The sequence below is a fragment of the Variovorax sp. GW531-E2 genome (genome assembly GCF_059423125.1).
Map to the genome: position 1 here is coordinate 66,523 of NZ_JBWKXQ010000025.1, position 15,839 is coordinate 82,361.

General features: G+C 65.6%; 18 protein-coding genes and 1 riboswitch. Of the genes, 7 read left to right on the forward strand and 11 right to left on the reverse strand.

The genetic code is table 11. From position 1 onward, the window contains the following. Positions 1 to 68: 68 nt before the first annotated feature. A riboswitch (TPP riboswitch) is annotated at positions 69 to 174 on the reverse strand. Positions 175 to 201: 27 nt separating this feature from the next. Then, complete coding sequence (locus tag AC07XP_RS16340) at positions 202 to 633, reverse strand: YchJ family protein (protein ID WP_159279453.1); 432 nt, start codon at positions 631 to 633, stop codon at positions 202 to 204. A 167-nt stretch (positions 634 to 800) separates the two neighbouring features. Between AC07XP_RS16340 and AC07XP_RS16345 the strand changes: the two genes are divergently transcribed. After that, positions 801 to 1,214 (forward strand): hypothetical protein, encoded by a 414-nt coding sequence (locus AC07XP_RS16345; RefSeq protein ID WP_495265263.1) that lies wholly within the window; start codon positions 801 to 803, stop codon positions 1,212 to 1,214. A gap of 92 nt (positions 1,215 to 1,306) precedes the next feature. On the opposite strand, the gene AC07XP_RS16350 is transcribed toward AC07XP_RS16345, so the two are convergent. Both AC07XP_RS16350 and AC07XP_RS16355 read right to left on the reverse strand, forming a co-directional pair. Next, positions 1,307 to 1,738: a hypothetical protein gene (locus AC07XP_RS16350; RefSeq protein WP_495265264.1), complete on the reverse strand. Its 432-nt coding sequence runs from the start codon at positions 1,736 to 1,738 to the stop codon at positions 1,307 to 1,309. Between the two features lie 7 nt (positions 1,739 to 1,745). Then, positions 1,746 to 2,003 carry a hypothetical protein gene (locus AC07XP_RS16355; RefSeq protein ID WP_495265265.1) on the reverse strand — a complete coding sequence of 86 codons (258 nt, stop codon included), beginning with the start codon at positions 2,001 to 2,003 and terminating at the stop codon, positions 1,746 to 1,748. Between the two features lie 179 nt (positions 2,004 to 2,182). Between AC07XP_RS16355 and AC07XP_RS16360 the strand changes: the two genes are divergently transcribed. Both AC07XP_RS16360 and AC07XP_RS16365 read left to right on the forward strand, forming a co-directional pair. Next, positions 2,183 to 2,752, forward strand: coding sequence for a DUF6998 domain-containing protein (locus AC07XP_RS16360; RefSeq protein ID WP_495265266.1), 570 nt, complete (start codon positions 2,183 to 2,185; stop codon positions 2,750 to 2,752). Continuing rightward, the gene (locus AC07XP_RS16365; RefSeq protein WP_495265267.1) at positions 2,749 to 3,117 is read left to right on the forward strand and encodes a DUF2513 domain-containing protein; all 369 of its coding nucleotides are present in this window, start codon (positions 2,749 to 2,751) and stop codon (positions 3,115 to 3,117) included. Before AC07XP_RS16360 ends, AC07XP_RS16365 begins: the two co-directional genes overlap by 4 nt. A gap of 94 nt (positions 3,118 to 3,211) precedes the next feature. Here the strand turns inward: AC07XP_RS16365 and AC07XP_RS16370 are convergent, their stop codons facing one another. The 8 genes from AC07XP_RS16370 to AC07XP_RS16405 all read right to left on the reverse strand — a co-directional run bounded on the left by AC07XP_RS16370 (position 3,212) and on the right by AC07XP_RS16405 (position 11,359). Beyond that, positions 3,212 to 3,571, reverse strand: a complete 360-nt coding sequence (locus AC07XP_RS16370; RefSeq protein ID WP_495265268.1) for a hypothetical protein — start codon at positions 3,569 to 3,571, stop codon at positions 3,212 to 3,214. A 302-nt stretch (positions 3,572 to 3,873) separates the two neighbouring features. Next, complete coding sequence (locus tag AC07XP_RS16375) at positions 3,874 to 4,482, reverse strand: metallophosphoesterase (RefSeq protein WP_495265269.1); 609 nt, start codon at positions 4,480 to 4,482, stop codon at positions 3,874 to 3,876. Positions 4,483 to 4,548: 66 nt separating this feature from the next. Beyond that, on the reverse strand, positions 4,549 to 5,679 hold the full coding sequence (locus tag AC07XP_RS16380; RefSeq protein ID WP_495265270.1) for an acyl-CoA dehydrogenase family protein: 1,131 nt from the start codon (positions 5,677 to 5,679) through the stop codon (positions 4,549 to 4,551). A gap of 40 nt (positions 5,680 to 5,719) precedes the next feature. Then, positions 5,720 to 6,967, reverse strand: a complete 1,248-nt coding sequence (locus AC07XP_RS16385) for a glutamate carboxypeptidase (protein WP_159272768.1) — start codon at positions 6,965 to 6,967, stop codon at positions 5,720 to 5,722. A gap of 91 nt (positions 6,968 to 7,058) precedes the next feature. Beyond that, on the reverse strand, positions 7,059 to 8,243 hold the full coding sequence (locus AC07XP_RS16390; protein WP_159279460.1) for an acetyl-CoA C-acyltransferase: 1,185 nt from the start codon (positions 8,241 to 8,243) through the stop codon (positions 7,059 to 7,061). A gap of 69 nt (positions 8,244 to 8,312) precedes the next feature. Then, positions 8,313 to 10,133 (reverse strand): bifunctional isocitrate dehydrogenase kinase/phosphatase, encoded by a 1,821-nt coding sequence (gene aceK, locus AC07XP_RS16395; RefSeq protein WP_062478759.1) that lies wholly within the window; start codon positions 10,131 to 10,133, stop codon positions 8,313 to 8,315. A gap of 35 nt (positions 10,134 to 10,168) precedes the next feature. Beyond that, positions 10,169 to 10,903, reverse strand: coding sequence for a carbonate dehydratase (can, locus tag AC07XP_RS16400; RefSeq protein ID WP_062478745.1), 735 nt, complete (start codon positions 10,901 to 10,903; stop codon positions 10,169 to 10,171). Between the two features lie 12 nt (positions 10,904 to 10,915). Then, positions 10,916 to 11,359: a MerR family transcriptional regulator gene (locus AC07XP_RS16405; RefSeq protein ID WP_070062936.1), complete on the reverse strand. Its 444-nt coding sequence runs from the start codon at positions 11,357 to 11,359 to the stop codon at positions 10,916 to 10,918. A 94-nt stretch (positions 11,360 to 11,453) separates the two neighbouring features. Between AC07XP_RS16405 and AC07XP_RS16410 the strand changes: the two genes are divergently transcribed. The 4 genes from AC07XP_RS16410 to AC07XP_RS16425 all read left to right on the forward strand — a co-directional run bounded on the left by AC07XP_RS16410 (position 11,454) and on the right by AC07XP_RS16425 (position 15,729). Next, complete coding sequence (locus tag AC07XP_RS16410) at positions 11,454 to 12,512, forward strand: MBL fold metallo-hydrolase (protein ID WP_159279461.1); 1,059 nt, start codon at positions 11,454 to 11,456, stop codon at positions 12,510 to 12,512. A gap of 112 nt (positions 12,513 to 12,624) precedes the next feature. Continuing rightward, complete coding sequence (locus tag AC07XP_RS16415) at positions 12,625 to 13,944, forward strand: leucine-rich repeat-containing protein kinase family protein (RefSeq protein ID WP_495265273.1); 1,320 nt, start codon at positions 12,625 to 12,627, stop codon at positions 13,942 to 13,944. After that, positions 13,941 to 14,870: a pseudouridine synthase gene (locus tag AC07XP_RS16420; RefSeq protein WP_495265271.1), complete on the forward strand. Its 930-nt coding sequence runs from the start codon at positions 13,941 to 13,943 to the stop codon at positions 14,868 to 14,870. Before AC07XP_RS16415 ends, AC07XP_RS16420 begins: the two co-directional genes overlap by 4 nt. Positions 14,871 to 14,958: 88 nt before the next feature. Beyond that, on the forward strand, positions 14,959 to 15,729 hold the full coding sequence (locus AC07XP_RS16425) for an SDR family oxidoreductase (protein WP_062478757.1): 771 nt from the start codon (positions 14,959 to 14,961) through the stop codon (positions 15,727 to 15,729). Positions 15,730 to 15,839: the final 110 nt, after the last annotated feature.

A 15,839-nucleotide genomic window follows, 5' to 3' on the forward strand; every position in this document is an offset into this window, starting at 1 on the left:
AGGGTGCTCCGCAATCGCTCAGTGGACCTCGGGAGGCCCGCCACCAGAAAAGGGAGTGACGGACCGAAGTCAGGGAGTGCAGCTCTTCTTACGCCGGTATGACCCGGATCAAGTTCGCGGGTCGGCAGCTTTGCCATCTCAGCACGCCACATGCGTGCACCCCGGAGCGGGGCCGATTGTGCGGGCCGAAGCCCGCCGCCGTCAACCCGGGGGCTGGTGCAGGTCGCCGTCGACGTAATACCAGCGCTCGTCCTCGCGCACGAAGCGGCTGCGCTCGTGCAGGCGGAACGCCACGCCCGTCGCGCCTCGCTGGCGGGCGACGAACTCGACCTCGGCGTGGTCGGCGTCGAGCACCGAGCGCGAGCGAATGTCCAGCCCCAGCCATTTCACGCCCGGCTCGAACTCGACCGACGCCGGCCGCTTCGACGCATGCCAGGTGGCGAGCAGGTAGTCGGCACGCGCCAGCACGAAGGCCGAATAGCGCGAACGCATCAGCGATTCGGCGTCGGGCGCCGGCGTGTTCTCGAAATCGTCGAGGTAGCGCCCACAGCACAGGGCGTAGCCAATGGGCTTGTCGCGACGGTCGGTGCGGCCGCAGGGGCAGGGGCCGGGAGTGGGGTCGGTGGCGCTCATGAAGGGCTCTATTGGAACACTTGGCGCGGCGGGGGCTGAAGGGGGCTTCCGGGCATGCCCGCTTTGCGAGGATCTGCCAGGGCTAGAGGCGCCGGGGCCTCTTGCGCCAATGGCTTGTGCCGCTAAAGTCGTCCGGCGTTTCGTTCCTTCAAGCTGAACACCAAAGCATGCTTTTGCGATTCCTCAAGCTGTTCTTCCTGCTCGCTGCGACCCTCTCCTTGGGCGTCTTTGCCTTTCTGCACGGATTCAACGCATGGCGCGCCGGACAAATCGTTGTCACGCGAAGGGGACGCGACCCCTTTGTCGCAAGCGCCGATGGTGCATTTCCCACCACGTTCAATATGGAAGTGTGGGGATGGATGATCATCGGGGGCGCTGTTGCCCTTTGCGGCATTGCAGGCGTCGTCAAGCTCCTCATCAACACGCCGGACCAGCGACGCACGATGCTGACCCGTATGGATGGCGTCTCGCGTCGCGAGCGCAGCAGTGACATGGACATTCCGTGGTCGGTTGGGCTTGCCATCGTCGGGGCGGTTGTGGCGTTTTTTCTCTACTTGGGATTCAGAGTTCACGCGCAATAGGTTCTTCTGACCGCAGCCGGCCTCGATCAGACCTTGCAATGCCCAATCAAATGAACTCAGCATATAGCTCAGAGTCGCTCTGGATTGCGGCCCTATCCGACGGTGACTTCGCCCGTTTCATGGCGCTGCTTGCGCACGGTCTGACGATCGGTCAACGGGTACTTTGCTACGACAACAATATCGAAGGGACTCGGCAGCTCAACGAGGCCAACCACCAAGTGGCCGGGCTCCTTGTCGATCACTTCGACGGCCGTCCGCGGCGGATTTTTGAGCCGCTCCTTTTCAAGCTGACTGATGCCCAAGCAAGATTGCAAGGCGCTCAGGCCTGGACCTATGCGAAGAGCCACTTTGGCGCCTAACGGCCAGTTGCGGTCCTTCGTCACGAACTCCTGGTTCGCGAACACCCTAAGCTCGGTGCACAACAGCGAAAGTCGGCCAAACAACAGGCGCACGCAGTGGATGAGATCCAGCAGATCCTCATGAACCGCGGCTACTGATGCGTGTGCCCCGACCACAAGGGGCAACAGTGGATCATTCCCCTGCCTGATGCTGTGCGACGGCCTTGGCATCGGCGCGTTCGGCAAACAGGTATTCGAGCTTGCAGGAGCCAAATTCGCGCTCGAGCTCCCGCTGGCGGACCGGGTGGTTTCCGAACCGAAAGCTGCTTTTGGAGTCGGCCGAAGTGGGGATGCGATACACGCCGTAGCTTCGAGGGGACGTGAGCCGCCCATTCGGCCGCACACTGGAGGGGCTAATAGCGCGAGTAATGATGTGCTCGATCGACGTCATGCTGCGCAGAATGCACGATCAGCAGGGATGCGCCAAGGGACAAATGTCCCGAATCTGGCTAGGTGGAGGCTCCTCTGCTTTCAGCAATACCTACAATTTTTCCTTGGCGACATACGCGCCGTTCTAAGAACAGATGGAGCTTGCCCGGATCATCTAGCAATCGAGGATGGAGGAAACACATGAGTGACTGGGAATTTCTTTACGAGATGAACGAGCGCGGCTACAGCGCAGAAGACATAGCCGACGCTGCTGCCTGTGGCGTCGCGCCTTGGGAGTGGAAGTACATCGACAAGGAGTGGATCAACGATCAACTCGAAGATGAGCCGGAAGACGACGCCCATTCCGTCAAGCCCTTCCAGAGCAGAGAGGGCTTCCCTTTCAGCGTGCCAGAGCAAATAGAGATTTTCCAAGACTTGGTTGACTGCGCTGCGCGCCACTTCCAAAACACAGGCCGATACCTACAAGTCTGGGGCGAGCTTGGCGAAATCTATGCGGAGATCAAGTTTGGGCTTCGCCGCCATGCAACCCACTCACCCGGCTCTGACGGCACGATTGCCGGGAAGCTTGTCGAGGTGAAAACCATCTCGCCCGAGAAAACCAACGACCACGTCGTCGTCAAGAGCCAAGGAAACTTTGAGCAGTTGCTCGTCGTTCGCATCGATCGTGATTTCCAGTTTCAAGGCAAGCTCATCGACAGAAGTGAGCTGAAGGGTGGTGAAGGCAAGTACCTTAAAGGGCGGCTCGAATGAAAAGAGATTGGGACACCATGCGGTCGGTGCTTCTCGAAGTTGAAGCGCTCAACGTGAAGCAGACTGACGAGTTCGTTTTCTTCCAGCCATACAACAGCGAAGACCCGGAAGCGGATCGAGCGCGGCATGCGTTGATGCTTGAAGAAATGGGCTACTTGAAGGGCATCAAGTACCAGACGCTCAGCGAGGGGCACTACTTGAAAAGCCCCGAGCTGACGATGCCAGGAGCGGACCTGCTCGACACGATCCGCGAGAAGAGAATGTGGGACAAGATCAAGGAAGTTAGCAAGGAGCGCGGGGTAGGAATCGCGTTCGACACACTCAAAGGACTTGCGGGTCTTGCAGCAACCGCTCTTATGTCATGAGCCCCCACGTGCGGAGTTTTCATGCGTCAGGCATTCGAAGAATGCCACAGGCTCATGTCTTCCGAAACGAGAAGAACGCCTCCGCGTCGTCCCCCTACTCGGTCAACACCTCGCACTGCGCTTCAATCCGAGCATGAAGCAGTCCCAGCGATACCGCAAGAAACCGCTGCAGCGAACTCCGCTGGCATGCATCGAGAAGCGGAGCTGCATCTGCATCTGCATCTGCATCAGAAGAAGCGGCGTCGCGCCGGTCCTCATCCCATTCGAGCAACTGAACCAACGTCTGCGCGCCCTGCACCACATCGCGCGCCTCGTTGAGAAACGCCGCGTGGCTTTGCAGTGAAGGCGGGAGCCGTTCGCCTTGCACCCATTCGAAGGGTGTGAATTGAGTGGCGGAACGGGAAGACGCACAGGAACAACCGGCGTCGGTGACTGCGCTTGAAGCATTGGCCATAGGCCTCCAAGGATTGCTACGCAGGATGTCAGCGGGACGCCAATCCCGACCCCGCTCATCACGAGGCGACGGCAATGTTCGCGGTCACCACGACGCCCGTCAAGCGCCCGCGACCACCACGCACCACCCTACCGAAACATCACCCACTCAGGCCGCATGTTGAACCGCACCGGCAAGATGCTCACGCCAAGCCCGCTGGTCACGTACATGCGCCTGTGGTCCTTGTGCGCGATCCAGCCATAGGCCCATTCACGCGGCGCGCGCCCAGGCACCACGAGTGCGCCATAGCCCGGCACGCTGATCTACCCACCGTGCGTGTGCCCCGCCACCACGAGCCCCTGCGTGCGCGGCATGCCGGCGAAGCTGAAGGGGTCGTGCATCATGACCAGCGTGGCGGCGCCGGGTGGCACGCCGGCCAGGGCCTTGTCGGGCTGCGAATGGCCGGTGGAGTCGTCGCCGATGCCGACCACCCAGAGGTCGTGACCGGGCAGGCGCACCGCGGCGTTCTCCAGCACGCGAATGCCCTGCGTGGACAGGGCCTTGGCGGTGCGTTCGCCGTCGTGCCACCAGTCGTGGTTGCCGAGCACCGCGTACACGCCCTGCGGCGCCTTCAGGCGACCGAGCACGGCAGCCATGGCTTCGATGGAAAAGTCTTCGTCGTCGCCGGAGCCCGCAAGAAAGTCGCCGGGCAGCAGGATCACGTCGGGCTGCGCCGCGTTGATCTGGTCGACGATGGCCGCGGCGCGGTCGGCGCTGGTCACGCGCCACAGCGAGCGCGTGCTGAGGTGCCAGTCGCTGGCCACGGCGACCTTCAGACCTGCCGGCGGCTGCCACTGCGCCGAGCCCAAGGGCTCGACTCGCGCGGCCACCCAGCGCGGCTCGATGACGACGCTCCAGGCGGCCAGCGCCACGAGCGCGAGTGCCGCGGCGATCGAGCCCCAGGGTCGGCCGCGGCGTCAGCTCACGTGATCAAGCAATCACGCCAGCGCGCGTTGAATCAGCAGCTTCTGGATGTCCGACGTGCCTTCGTAGATCTGGCACACGCGCACGTCGCGGTAGATGCGCTCCAGCGGAAAGTCGTTCACGTAGCCGTAGCCGCCCAGGGTCTGGATGGCGGCGCTGCACACGCGCTCGGCCATCTCGCTGGCGAAGAGCTTGGCCATGGCAGCTTCTTTCAGGCAGGGCCGGCCGGCGTCGCGCAGGCTGGCGGCGTGCCAGATGAGCTGGCGCGCGGCTTCGATCTGCGTGGCGCATTCGGCCAGGCGAAAGCCCACGGCCTGCTGGTCGAAGATGGCGGCGCCGAAGGCCTGGCGTTCCTTGGCGTAGGCCACGGCCACGTCGAAGGCGCTGCGGGCCATGCCCACGCTCTGCGCGGCGATGCCGATGCGTCCGCCTTCGAGCGCGCCGAGCGCGATCTTGTAGCCCTCGCCTTCGGCGCCGATGAGGTTCTCGGCCGGGATGCGGCAGCTGTCGAAGTTGATCTGCGCGGTGTCGCTGCTGTGTTGGCCGAGCTTGTCTTCCAGGCGCGCGACGTTGTAGCCGGGTGCGTCGGTGGGCACGATGAACGCGCTCATGCCGCGCTTGCCGGCGCCCTTGTCGGTCACGGCGATGACGATGGCGACCTGGCCGTTCTTGCCGCTGGTGATGAACTGCTTCACGCCGTCGATCACGTAGCCGTCGCCGTCCTTGCGCGCGGTGGTGCGCAGGCTCGATGCATCGCTGCCGGCCTGCGGCTCGGTGAGGCAGAAGGCGCCGAGCATCTGGCCCTGGGCCAGCGGCTCGAGCCACTTCTTCTTCTGCTGCGCGTTGCCGTAGCGCATGAGGATGGCGTTGACGGGGCAGTTGGTCACGCTGATGGCGGTGCTGGTGCCGCCGTCGCCGGCTGCAATCTCTTCGAGCACGAGCGCGAGCGTGAGGTAGTCGAGGCCCGCGCCGCCATGCTCCTCGGGCACGCAGATGCCGTAGGCGCCCAGCGCGGCCAGGCCCTGGTGCACTTCCTTCGGAAAGCTGTGGTCGCGGTCCCACTTGGGGGCGTTGGGCCAGAGCTCGGCCTGCGCAAAATCGCGCACGGCGTCGCGGATGGCTTCCTGGTCTGCGCTGAGCAGCATGGCGTTGTCTCCAGTTCTTTCTTGTCGATGGGTGCGAGGCTTACTTGCCGGCGCCCAGGTCCATGATCAGGCGCGCGGCCATGTACAGGCGGCGCGGAATGGCGCTGATGTCGACGTACTCGGCCTTGTCGCTGTGGTAGCCGAAGCCGGGCAGGCCCAGGCTTTCGATCACGGGCTTGCCCGAGAGCGCCGCGTAGGCCGCGTCGGTGCCGCCGCCGGTGCGCTCTTCGACGCCCACGGTGCCGCCGGCTTCCTTGTAGAAGACCACGGCCTTGTCGACGAGCTTCTTGCCGCCCTCGCCCGCGTTGAAGGCCGGACGCCCGCGCGTGACGAGCACCTTGACGTCGGCCTCGGGCAGTTTTTTCTGCTGCGCCTTTTCTTCGAGCGTCTTCATGGCGGCGTCGAAGTCTTCGTTGCGCGCATAGCGCACGTCGGCGTTCAGCGTGGCGCTGGCCGGGATGATGTTCGACACGTTGCCGGCCTTGGCGATGGTCCAGTTGAAGCGCAGGTTCTTCGACTTGTCGTCGATGCTCATGGTGCGCAGCACGAGGTCGGAGGCCTCGACCAATGCGTTCACGCCCAGCTCGGGCGCGGCGCCCGCGTGCGAGGCCTTGCCGGTGATGTTGACCTGCACGTAGGCAATGCCTGAGGTGCCGAGCGACATCTTTTCGTCGCCGGCGCTGGTGGGCTCGAACGAGAGCACGTAGTCGGCCAGCTTGGCTTCTTCCTGGATCAGGTCGCGCGAGCCGAAGGAGCCTTTTTCCTCGTCGGTGTTGAACAGCACGGTGATGGTGCCGTAGTCGCGCACGCCGTAGTCTTTCAGCAGCTTGAGCGTGTGCAGGATGACGGCGTTACCGCCCTTGTCGTCGGCGATGCCGGGGCCGTAGGCCTTGTCGCCTTCGATGCGGAACGGCGCCTTGGCGAGCGTGCCCTTGGTGTACACGGTGTCCATGTGCGACATGAGCAGCAGGTTCTTGCCGCCGCGGCCCTTGAGCTTGCCGACGATGTTGTCGCCGACCACGAGGCCGACCGACTTGCTGCGCGTGACGGTAAAGCCGAGGTTCTTCAGCTCGCCTTCGAGGTACGCGCCGGCGGCGGCCATGCCTTCGGCGTCACCGGTGCCGGTCTCGATGTTGACGAGCTTCTCGAGCGTCTTGATCACCGCCGGCTGCTCGTCGGTGGCGGCCTGGAACAGCACGTTGTCGCGCTTCTGGGCCCAGGCGCCACCTGCCACGAAGGCGGTAGCGAGCACGGCGGCAACGGCGGTACGGTGAATAGATGGGCGCATGAAATCTCCTGCTCTACGCATAGTTTTGTTTGAACTGTCCGGGGTGGAAAACCGGCCGGCGCCCTCTCCCGGGCACCGGCGGCTCCTGGCGTTATAGCAATTCGAGCGCGACCGCGGTGCCTTCGCCGCCGCCGATGCACAGCGTGGCGACGCCGCGCTTCTTGCCGCGCGCCTTCAGTGCGTGCAGCAGCGTGACCATGATGCGCGCGCCGCTGGCGCCGATGGGGTGGCCCAGCGCGCAGGCGCCGCCGTTCACGTTGACGATGTCGTGCGACACGTCGAGCTCGTGCATGAGCGCCATGGGCACGACGGCGAAGGCCTCGTTCACTTCCCACAGGTCGACGTCCTTCACGGTCCAGCCGGTCTTGGCGAACAGCTTCTGCACGGCGCCGACCGGCGCGGTGGAGAACCACTCGGGTTGCTGCGCGTGCGTGGCGTGGCCGACGATGCGCGCCAGCGGCTTGGCGCCGATCTTCTTGGCGTGCGACTCGGTCATCATGACCAGCGCGGCGGCACCGTCGTTGATCGACGAGCTCGAGGCGGCGGTGATGGTGCCGTTTTCTTTCTTGAACGCGGGCTTGAGCGTCGGGATCTTGTCCAGCTTGACCTTGCCCGGGCCTTCGTCGATGGAGATCACGGTGTCGCCGCCGCGGCCCTTCACGGTGACGGGGGTGATCTCGTCCTTGAAGGCGCCCGATTCGGTGGCGGCCTTGGCGCGCTGCACGCTGGCGATGGCGAAGGCGTCTTGCTGCTCGCGCGTGAAGTTGTACTTGGCGGCGCAGTCTTCGCCGAAGGTGCCCATGGAGCGGCCCGGCTGGTAGGCGTCTTCGAGGCCGTCGAGCATCATGTGGTCGTAGATCTTGTCGTGGCCCATGCGGTAGCCGCCGCGGCCCTTGAGCATGAGGTAGGGCGCGTTGGTCATGCTTTCCATGCCGCCCGCCACGATGACGTCATGCGTGCCGGCCAGCAGCAGGTCGTGCGCAAGCATCGCGGCCTTCATGGCCGAGCCGCACATCTTGCTGAGCGTGACGGCGCCCGCGCTGTCGGGCAGGCCGCCCTTGTAGGCCGCCTGGCGCGCCGGGGCCTGGCCCTGGCCGGCCATGAGGCAGTTGCCGAACAGCACTTCACCCACGCTCTCGGGCGCGATGCCGGCGCGCTCGACGGCCGCCTTGATGGCCGCGCCGCCCAGGTCGTGCGCGGAGAGGGACGAAAAGTCGCCCTGGAAGCCACCCATGGGGGTGCGGGCGGCGCCGACGATGACGATGGATTCGGACATGGAGGTCTCCTTCAGGAATGTGAAAGTGAAATCAAAGACAAAACGAAAACAGGAATCGGGAACGGGCGGTCAGAAATGCGTCGCATGGCCTTCGTGCTGGAAGCGTTGCGACTCTTCATACGGGAACACGTCGAGCATCTGGCCGGCCTGGATGCGTTCCTTGTGGTGCTGCCAGAAGGCGGCGTCGAGCAGGTCGGCGTGGTGCGCCATGAAGGCGGCGCGCACGTCCTTGTTGCCCAGCAGAAAGGGCTCGAAGGTCTCGGGGAACACGTCCTTCGGGCCGACCGAATACCAGACCTCGCCGCTCATCTCGTCTTCTTCGTTGCGCGGCGTGGGCACCTTGCGGAACTTGCAGTCGGTGACGTATTCGATTTCGTCGTAGTCGTAGAACACGACCTTGCCGCCGCGCGTGACGCCGAAGTTCTTCCACAGCATGTCGCCGGGGAAGATGTTGGCGGCCACCATGTCCTTGATGGCGTTGCCGTACTCGATGACCGCATGCTCCAGCTGGTCCTTGGCGCGCCGGGCCTGGGCCGGGCTCTCGGGGTGGGCCAGCGTGTCGAAGGCTTCCTGCAGGTAGATGTTCAGCGGGATCATGCGGCGCTCGATGTAGACGTGCTTGAGCACGACCTCCATCTCCCCGTTGCCGTCGCGGTCGCCGATCTCGAGCTGGCTGGGCGCGAACTTGCGGATCTCTTCGATGAGCTCGGGCTCGAAGCGATCGAGCGGAAAGCCCACGTTGCTGTACTCGAGCGTGTCGGCCATGCGGCCCACGCGGTCGTGCTGCTTCACGAGCATGTACTTGCCCTTGATCTGCTCGCGCGTGGTGTCCTTCTGCGGCGGGTAGAAGTCCTTGATGACCTTGAACACGAACGGAAACGACGGCAGGTCGAACACCAGCATGACCATGCCCTTGATGCCGGGCGCGATGCGAAAGCGGTCGCTCGAGTAGTTCAGGTGCGACAGAAAGTCGCGGTAGAACAGCGTCTTGCCCTGCTTGGCCAGGCCGAGCGCGTTGTAGATTTCGGCGCGCGGCTTGCGCGGCATGAGCGAGCGCAGGAACTGCACCCAGGCCGAGGGCACCTCCATGTCGACCATGAAGTAGGCGCGCGCAAAGCTGAACAGCATCTGCAGGTCGTCTTCGCCGAACAGCGCCGCGTCGATGTAGAACTTGCCGTGGGTGTCGTGCAGGATGGGCAGCGAGAACGGGATCTCGGTGAAGCCGTTCATGATCTTGCCGACCACGTAGGCGCCCTTGTTCCGGTAGAACAGGCCCGACAGCACCTGCAGCTGGAAGTTGGCGCGCAGCTTGACCTGGTGGAAGCGGTTCAGGATGACGTGCGCCACGCGCTCAGCGTCGCGCCGCTTGTTGGCGTAGCTGCCCTGCAGCGCGAAGTCGTCGAGCATCTGCTCGATGATGTCGGGCAGCGTGGCCTGCGAGGGGTAGTACGGCCGGTAGGTGGGTGCGCCGCGCGGCTCGATGTACTCGGTGCTGATGGCCGGGCGCACGAAGATGAAGTCGTTCTGGAAGTAGGCCCGGTGCAGGATCTTCGTGGTGACCGAGTTGAAGAAACTCTCGGCCAGCTCGGGCTGGTGGTGGTTCACCAGCAGGCCGATGAAGTGCAGCTTGACCTGGTGCCAGACTTCCATGGGCTGGTCGCCAGCCTTGAACTCTTTTTCGAGCCGGGCCACGGCCTCGTTCACGCGCAGGTCGTAGAACTCGATGCGCTCGCGCTGCGCCCGCTGCTGGCCGTGCCAGTCGGCGGTCTCGAAGCGGTGCTTGGCGCGCGCCGATTCGGCGCGGAACAGCCGGTAGTGCCGGTTGAACCCGTCGATCATCGCCTTCGCGATGTCGTAGGCCAGCGGGGAATCGAGGCGCTGCGGGAACATGGCGACAGGACCGGCGATGGCAGCGGCGGGTTCGCTCAGGCGGCTGGCGGGGTCTCGGTGCCTTCGGTGCCGTCGGCACCTGCCTGCGCCGACGGCGAGGCGCCTGCGGGCTTGCTCCACTTGTAGCGGATGCGCTGCACGGCGGCCTTGTAGATGGCGTCGAGCGGCTTGTCGCCCTCGACACTCAGGCCGAGGTCTTGCAGCAGGCCGTCGTGCACGCCGAAGGTCCAGCCGTGGATGCGCACCTTCTGGCCGCGCGCCCAGGCGTCGACCATGACGGTGCTGACGGCCACGTTGACCACCTGCTCGGCCACGTTGAGCTCGCACAGCGCATCGACGCGCACGTCTTCGGGCAGGCTGTCGAGCATCACGCTGTGGCGGTCGCGCACGTCCTGGATGTGGCGGATCCAGTTGTCGGCCAGGCCGATGCGCTTGCCGCTGAGCGCAGCCTTCACGCCGGCGCAGCCGTAGTGGCCGACCACCATGATGTGCTCGACCTTCAGGTGCTCGACCGCGAACTGGATCGCCGAGAGCGCATTGAGGTCGGAGTGCACCACGATGTTGGCGACGTTGCGGTGCACGAACACTTCACCCGGCTCCAGGCCGGTGATCTGGTTGGCGGGCACGCGGCTGTCGGAACAGCCGATCCACATGTAGCGCGGCGTCTGCTGCTTGACAAGGCCGGTGAAGAAGCCGGGCCGGTCACGCTCCATCTGGGCGGACCAGGCACGGTTGTGGGCAAAGAGGTCGTCGAGGTTGTCGGAGGGCATGGTGGTCTATTGTCAGTGAGTCGTCGTGTCGGGCGTGTTTTCGCCACCTCGGGCGTCCTGGACGGCCTTGGCGGCCTTCTGCGCCCTGGTCAGCGTGGCGCGGCCTTTTTTCTCGTGCTCGCGCACTTCGGCGAGGTTGGCCTGCAGTTCGGCCAGCTGCGCCTCGAGCTGCGCGCGGTGGGCGCCGAGCACGCCCAGGAATTTTTCCAGCTGCGGCACGGTGTCGCGCGGGCTGTCGTACATGTCGAGGATGTCTTTCGCCTCGACCAGCGTCAGGCCCAGGCGCTTGGCGCGCAGCGTGAGCGTGAGCCGCGCCCGGTCGCGCGCGCTGTACACGCGCTGCAGGCCGGCCCGCTCCGGCGACAGCAGGCCCATGTCTTCATAGAAGCGGATGGCGCGCGTCGTGAGATCGAACTCCTTGGCGAGCTGGCTGATGGTGAAGGTCTGCGCGGGCATGGGCGGCAAGGGTTGCGGGGGCGACAGCAGGTTGGCGGCGCATTCTCTACAATGATGCCTCAACCCATGACGTTTACGTAAACGTCAATCATACATGAACCTCCTCGAACGCGAACTCCACTACCCCCTGGGCGACACCCTGCCCGCCGCCGGCGAAGCACTGGAAGTCGCGCCCGGCGTGCGCTGGATCCGCATGCGGCTGCCCTTTGCGCTGGACCACATCAACCTCTGGCTGCTGCGCGACACGATCGACGGCGTCGAGGGCTGGACGGTGGTCGACTGCTGCATCGCGCACGACGAGGCCCGCGCGCAGTGGGAGCAGATTTTCGAGACCCAGCTGCAGGGCCTGCCGATCCTGCGCGTGATCGTCACCCACATGCACCCCGACCACATCGGCCTGGCCGACTGGCTGTGCCAGCGCTGGAACGCGCCGCTGTGGATCAGCGCCACCGACTACCACGTGGCGCGCGTGCTGTGCAGCGCCGGCGACACGCTCGCGGGCGGCGACGCGGCGGCCGACTTCTTCGCCTCGCACGGCCTGACCAACCCCGAATCGATCGCCAAGATCCGCGCGCGCACCAGCTACTACACCAACATGGTGCCCAGCGTGCCCGCCCGCTACGTGCGCATGATGGACGGCGACATCGTCACCATCGGCGGGCGCGACTGGCGCTGCATCAGCGGCTACGGCCACGCGCCCGAGCACATCGCGCTGTACTGCGCCGAGCCGAAGCTGCTGCTGGGCGGCGACATGATGCTGCCGCGCATCTCGACCAACGTGAGCGTGCACGCGGGCGAGCCCGAGGCCAATTCGCTGCGCCTGTTCCTGGACAGCATCGACAAGTTCAAGGCCCTGCCGGCCGACACGCTGGGGCTGCCCTCGCACGGCAAGCCCTTCACCGGCATCCACCGCCGCGTCGACCAGCTGCAAGAGCACCACCGCGACCGCCTGGCCGAGCTGCTCGAAGCCTGCCTCGCGCGCCCCATCACGGCATCGGAGGGCCTGCCGATCCTGTTCAAGCGCGAACTCGACCTGCACCAGATCACCTTCGCCATGGGCGAGACCGTGGCCCACCTGCACCTGCTGTGGTTCTCGGGGCAGGTGAAGCGCACGCTCGATGCCGACGGCATCTACCGCTTCGGCGCAGCCTGAGGCCCCCCGGCTTTTCACTTCGCTTCGCTGCGTGTAACTCCACCCCCCGAGGGGGAGGCGCGGCTCGCCTTGGGGCGGCCCGGCGGCGGCCGCATAGACTCTGGGAATGACAATGTCGAACACGCTGGCTGAGCTGCGCGCCGGCCGGCTGGCTGGCGCACGACGACTGGACCTCTCGTGCGGACTCACCGAATTCCCGCGCGAGATTTTTGCGCTCGCCGACACCCTCGAAACGCTGAACCTCACGGGCAATGCGCTCAGTGCGCTGCCCGACGACCTCGGCCGGCTGCACAAGCTGCGCGTGCTGTTCTGCTCCGACAACCGGTTCACCGAACTGCCGGCGTCCATCGGCCAGTGCCGCCAGCTCGACATCGTGGGCTTCAAGGCCAACCGCATCGCCCACGTGCCCGCCGAGGCGCTGCCGCCCTCGCTGCGCTGGCTGATCCTGACCGACAACGCGATCGAGGCACTGCCCGACACCCTCGGCGACTGCACCCGCATGCAGAAGCTGATGCTGGCCGGCAACCGCCTGCGCGCCCTGCCGCCGTCGGTGGCCCGCTGCCGGCAGATCGAGCTGCTGCGCCTGTCGGCCAACCGCTTCGAGGCGCTGCCCGACTGGCTGCCCACCCTGCCGCGCCTGGCCTGGCTGGCCTGCGCGGGCAACCCGTTCGATGCGCCGACCGAAGACGCAGCCATCGACGCACCCACCGTGCCGCACGTCGACTGGCGCAACCTGACGCTCGGCCCGAAGCTCGGCGAAGGCGCTTCGGGCGTGATCCACCGCGCCACGCTCGCCACACCCGATGGCGCCGCGCAGCCCGTGGCCGTCAAGCTGTTCAAGGGCGCCGTCACCAGCGACGGCTGGCCGCACAGCGAGATGGCGGCCTGCATCGCGGCCGGCGCGCACCCGACGCTGATCGCCGCGCAGGGCCGCATCGACGGCCACCCCGACGGCACGGAAGGCCTGGTGATGGCGCTGGTGCCGCCCTCGTTCCGCACCCTGGCCGGCCCACCGAGCCTGGCCTCGTGCACCCGCGACGTCTACGCCGACGACGCGCGCTGGACGACCGACACCGCGCTGCGCATCGCGCGCGACATCGCGGCGGCCATGACGCACCTGCATACGCGCGGCCTGCTGCATGGCGACCTGTACGCCCACAACATCCTGTGGCACGCGCAGGACGGCGGGCGGCTCGGCGACTTCGGCGCGGCCTGGATGACGGGCGCGCTCGACCCGGCGCACGCGAAGGCACTGCAAGGCGTGGAGATGCGCGCCTTCGGTTGCCTGCTCGAAGAACTGGCCGAGCGCTGTGACGATGCGGTTTCTTCTTCGACTTTGACCACGCTCGCGGCGCGCTGCCTGCAGCCCGAGGTGGCGGCACGGCCGTCGTTCGCCGAGGTGCTGTCAGTGCTGGACGCCGCCGCACCATGACGCGCCCCCGCTTCCCCGTTCCGATGCCCACGCGCGACGGCGTGAGCCCAAGCTGCGTTTCGCTGCCTTACGGCCCCTGGCCCACCATCGCCGACTTTCTGGTCGAGCGCTTTCCCGCCATCTCGCGCGAGGCCTGGCTCTCGCGCATCGAAGCGAACGACGTGTGCGACGAGCACGGCGTGCCCATCACCGCCACGCGGCGCTACGAGTCGCCGCTGCGCGTGTACTACTACCGCGCGCTCGACGCCGAGACACCCATCCCCTTCGAAGAACTGGTGCTGCACCAGGACGACGACCTGGTGGTGGTCGACAAGCCGCCCTTCGTGCCTGTCACGCCCACCGGCAAGTACGTGCAGCAGAGCCTGCTGGTGCGCCTGAAACGCAAGCTCGGCCTGGACGATCTCGTGCCGCTGCACCGCATCGATCGCAACACCTCGGGCCTGGTGCTGTTCTCGGTGCGCCCCGAGACGCGCGGCATCTACCAGGCGATGTTCCCCGAGCGGCGCATCGACAAGCACTACGAGGCCGTCGTGCCGTGGCACGAGGGCGTATCGTCGGTGCCCGCCGTGTACCGCAGCCGGCTGGTGGACGACGACCATTTCATGCGCATGCGCGAAGCGCCCGGAGAGCCGAATTCCGAGACCCGCATCGTGCTGAGGGAGGCTCGCGACGGCCACGCGCTGCTGGAACTCTCGCCCGTCACCGGCCGCAAGCACCAGCTGCGGGTGCACTGCCAGGCGCTGGGCCTGCCGATCGTGAACGACCCGTTCTATCCCACGCTGCAGCCTGCGGGGAATGACGACTTCGACAGGCCGCTGCAGCTGCTGGCGCGGTCGCTGGCTTTTGTCGACCCGCTGAATGGCGCCTTGCGCACCTTCGAGAGCCCGCGCCGGCTGGCGCTGCCTTCTGCTCCTACTGCCGCCTAGGTGACGCGGCGCGGGCGCGTCGCGGACTAAGCTTTCTCCTGACGGGAATTGAACTTCCTCTCTTCCACCACTCAGGAGACAAACGCACATGGACACCACCCAACTCTTCTCGCTGAAGGGCCGCAGCGCCTTGATCACCGGCGGCTCGCGCGGCATCGGCCGCATGATTGCCGAGGGCTTTCTGGCGCAGGGCGCGCGCGTGTACATCTCGGCGCGCAAGGCGGCGGCTTGCGATCAGACGGCGAAGGAGCTGTCGGCTTTTGGGCATTGTGTGTCGCTGCCTGCTGATGTGTCGACTGTGGAGGGGGCGCAGGCGCTGGTCGATGCTTATGCGAAGCATGAAGGGTCGCTCGATATCCTGGTCAACAACGCGGGGGCTGCTTGGGGGGCGCCGTATGAGGAGTTTCCGGAGAGTGGATGGGACAAGGTCGTCGACCTGAACCTGAAGACGCCCTTCTTCCTGACCAAGGCGCTGACGCCGATGCTCAAGAAGGCGGCTACGGATCATCTGTCGAAGGTGATCAACATTGCTTCCATCGACGGGATTTCTGTGAATCCGCAGGAGACTTATTCGTATGCGGCGAGCAAGGCGGGGTTGATCCAGTTGACGCGGCGGATGGCGCTGCGGCTGGCGCAGGATCGGATCGTGGTCAGTGCGATTGCTCCGGGGGCGTTTGCTTCGGATATGAACAAGGATGCGCGGGATCATGGGGATGAGGTCAAGGGACGGATTCCTGCTGGGCGCATTGGTACGCCTGAGGACATGGCTGGTGCCGCTATCTACCTGGCCTCTCGGGCTGGGGACTATGTGATGGGGTCTACGCTGGTGGTGGACGGCGGGGTTACGCACGCTCGCTAGGTTTTTGGACTGCGTTGTGAGGTTGCTTCCCGGGGCCGGGTCTCGCCCCGGCAGGCGACCTACTTTTCTTTGCTTCGCCAAAGAAACGTAGGCAAAAGAAAGGCGACCCT

Excerpts from the sequence above, each read along its gene's own strand:
- AC07XP_RS16410 (WP_159279461.1), top strand. The coding sequence starts at position 11,454 with ATGAACCTCCTCGAACGCGAACTCCACTACCCCCTGGGCGACACCCTG.
- AC07XP_RS16355 (WP_495265265.1), bottom strand. The coding sequence starts at position 2,003 with ATGACGTCGATCGAGCACATCATTACTCGCGCTATTAGCCCCTCCAGT.
- can (WP_062478745.1), bottom strand. The coding sequence starts at position 10,903 with ATGCCCTCCGACAACCTCGACGACCTCTTTGCCCACAACCGTGCCTGG.
- AC07XP_RS16345 (WP_495265263.1), top strand. The coding sequence starts at position 801 with ATGCTTTTGCGATTCCTCAAGCTGTTCTTCCTGCTCGCTGCGACCCTC.
- AC07XP_RS16360 (WP_495265266.1), top strand. The coding sequence starts at position 2,183 with ATGAGTGACTGGGAATTTCTTTACGAGATGAACGAGCGCGGCTACAGC.
- AC07XP_RS16340 (WP_159279453.1), bottom strand. The coding sequence starts at position 633 with ATGAGCGCCACCGACCCCACTCCCGGCCCCTGCCCCTGCGGCCGCACC.
- aceK (WP_062478759.1), bottom strand. The coding sequence starts at position 10,133 with ATGTTCCCGCAGCGCCTCGATTCCCCGCTGGCCTACGACATCGCGAAG.
- AC07XP_RS16380 (WP_495265270.1), bottom strand. The coding sequence starts at position 5,679 with ATGCTGCTCAGCGCAGACCAGGAAGCCATCCGCGACGCCGTGCGCGAT.
- AC07XP_RS16370 (WP_495265268.1), bottom strand. The coding sequence starts at position 3,571 with ATGGCCAATGCTTCAAGCGCAGTCACCGACGCCGGTTGTTCCTGTGCG.
- AC07XP_RS16425 (WP_062478757.1), top strand. The coding sequence starts at position 14,959 with ATGGACACCACCCAACTCTTCTCGCTGAAGGGCCGCAGCGCCTTGATC.
- AC07XP_RS16420 (WP_495265271.1), top strand. The coding sequence starts at position 13,941 with ATGACGCGCCCCCGCTTCCCCGTTCCGATGCCCACGCGCGACGGCGTG.
- AC07XP_RS16405 (WP_070062936.1), bottom strand. The coding sequence starts at position 11,359 with ATGCCCGCGCAGACCTTCACCATCAGCCAGCTCGCCAAGGAGTTCGAT.
- AC07XP_RS16365 (WP_495265267.1), top strand. The coding sequence starts at position 2,749 with ATGAAAAGAGATTGGGACACCATGCGGTCGGTGCTTCTCGAAGTTGAA.
- AC07XP_RS16385 (WP_159272768.1), bottom strand. The coding sequence starts at position 6,967 with ATGCGCCCATCTATTCACCGTACCGCCGTTGCCGCCGTGCTCGCTACC.
- AC07XP_RS16390 (WP_159279460.1), bottom strand. The coding sequence starts at position 8,243 with ATGTCCGAATCCATCGTCATCGTCGGCGCCGCCCGCACCCCCATGGGT.
- AC07XP_RS16415 (WP_495265273.1), top strand. The coding sequence starts at position 12,625 with ATGTCGAACACGCTGGCTGAGCTGCGCGCCGGCCGGCTGGCTGGCGCA.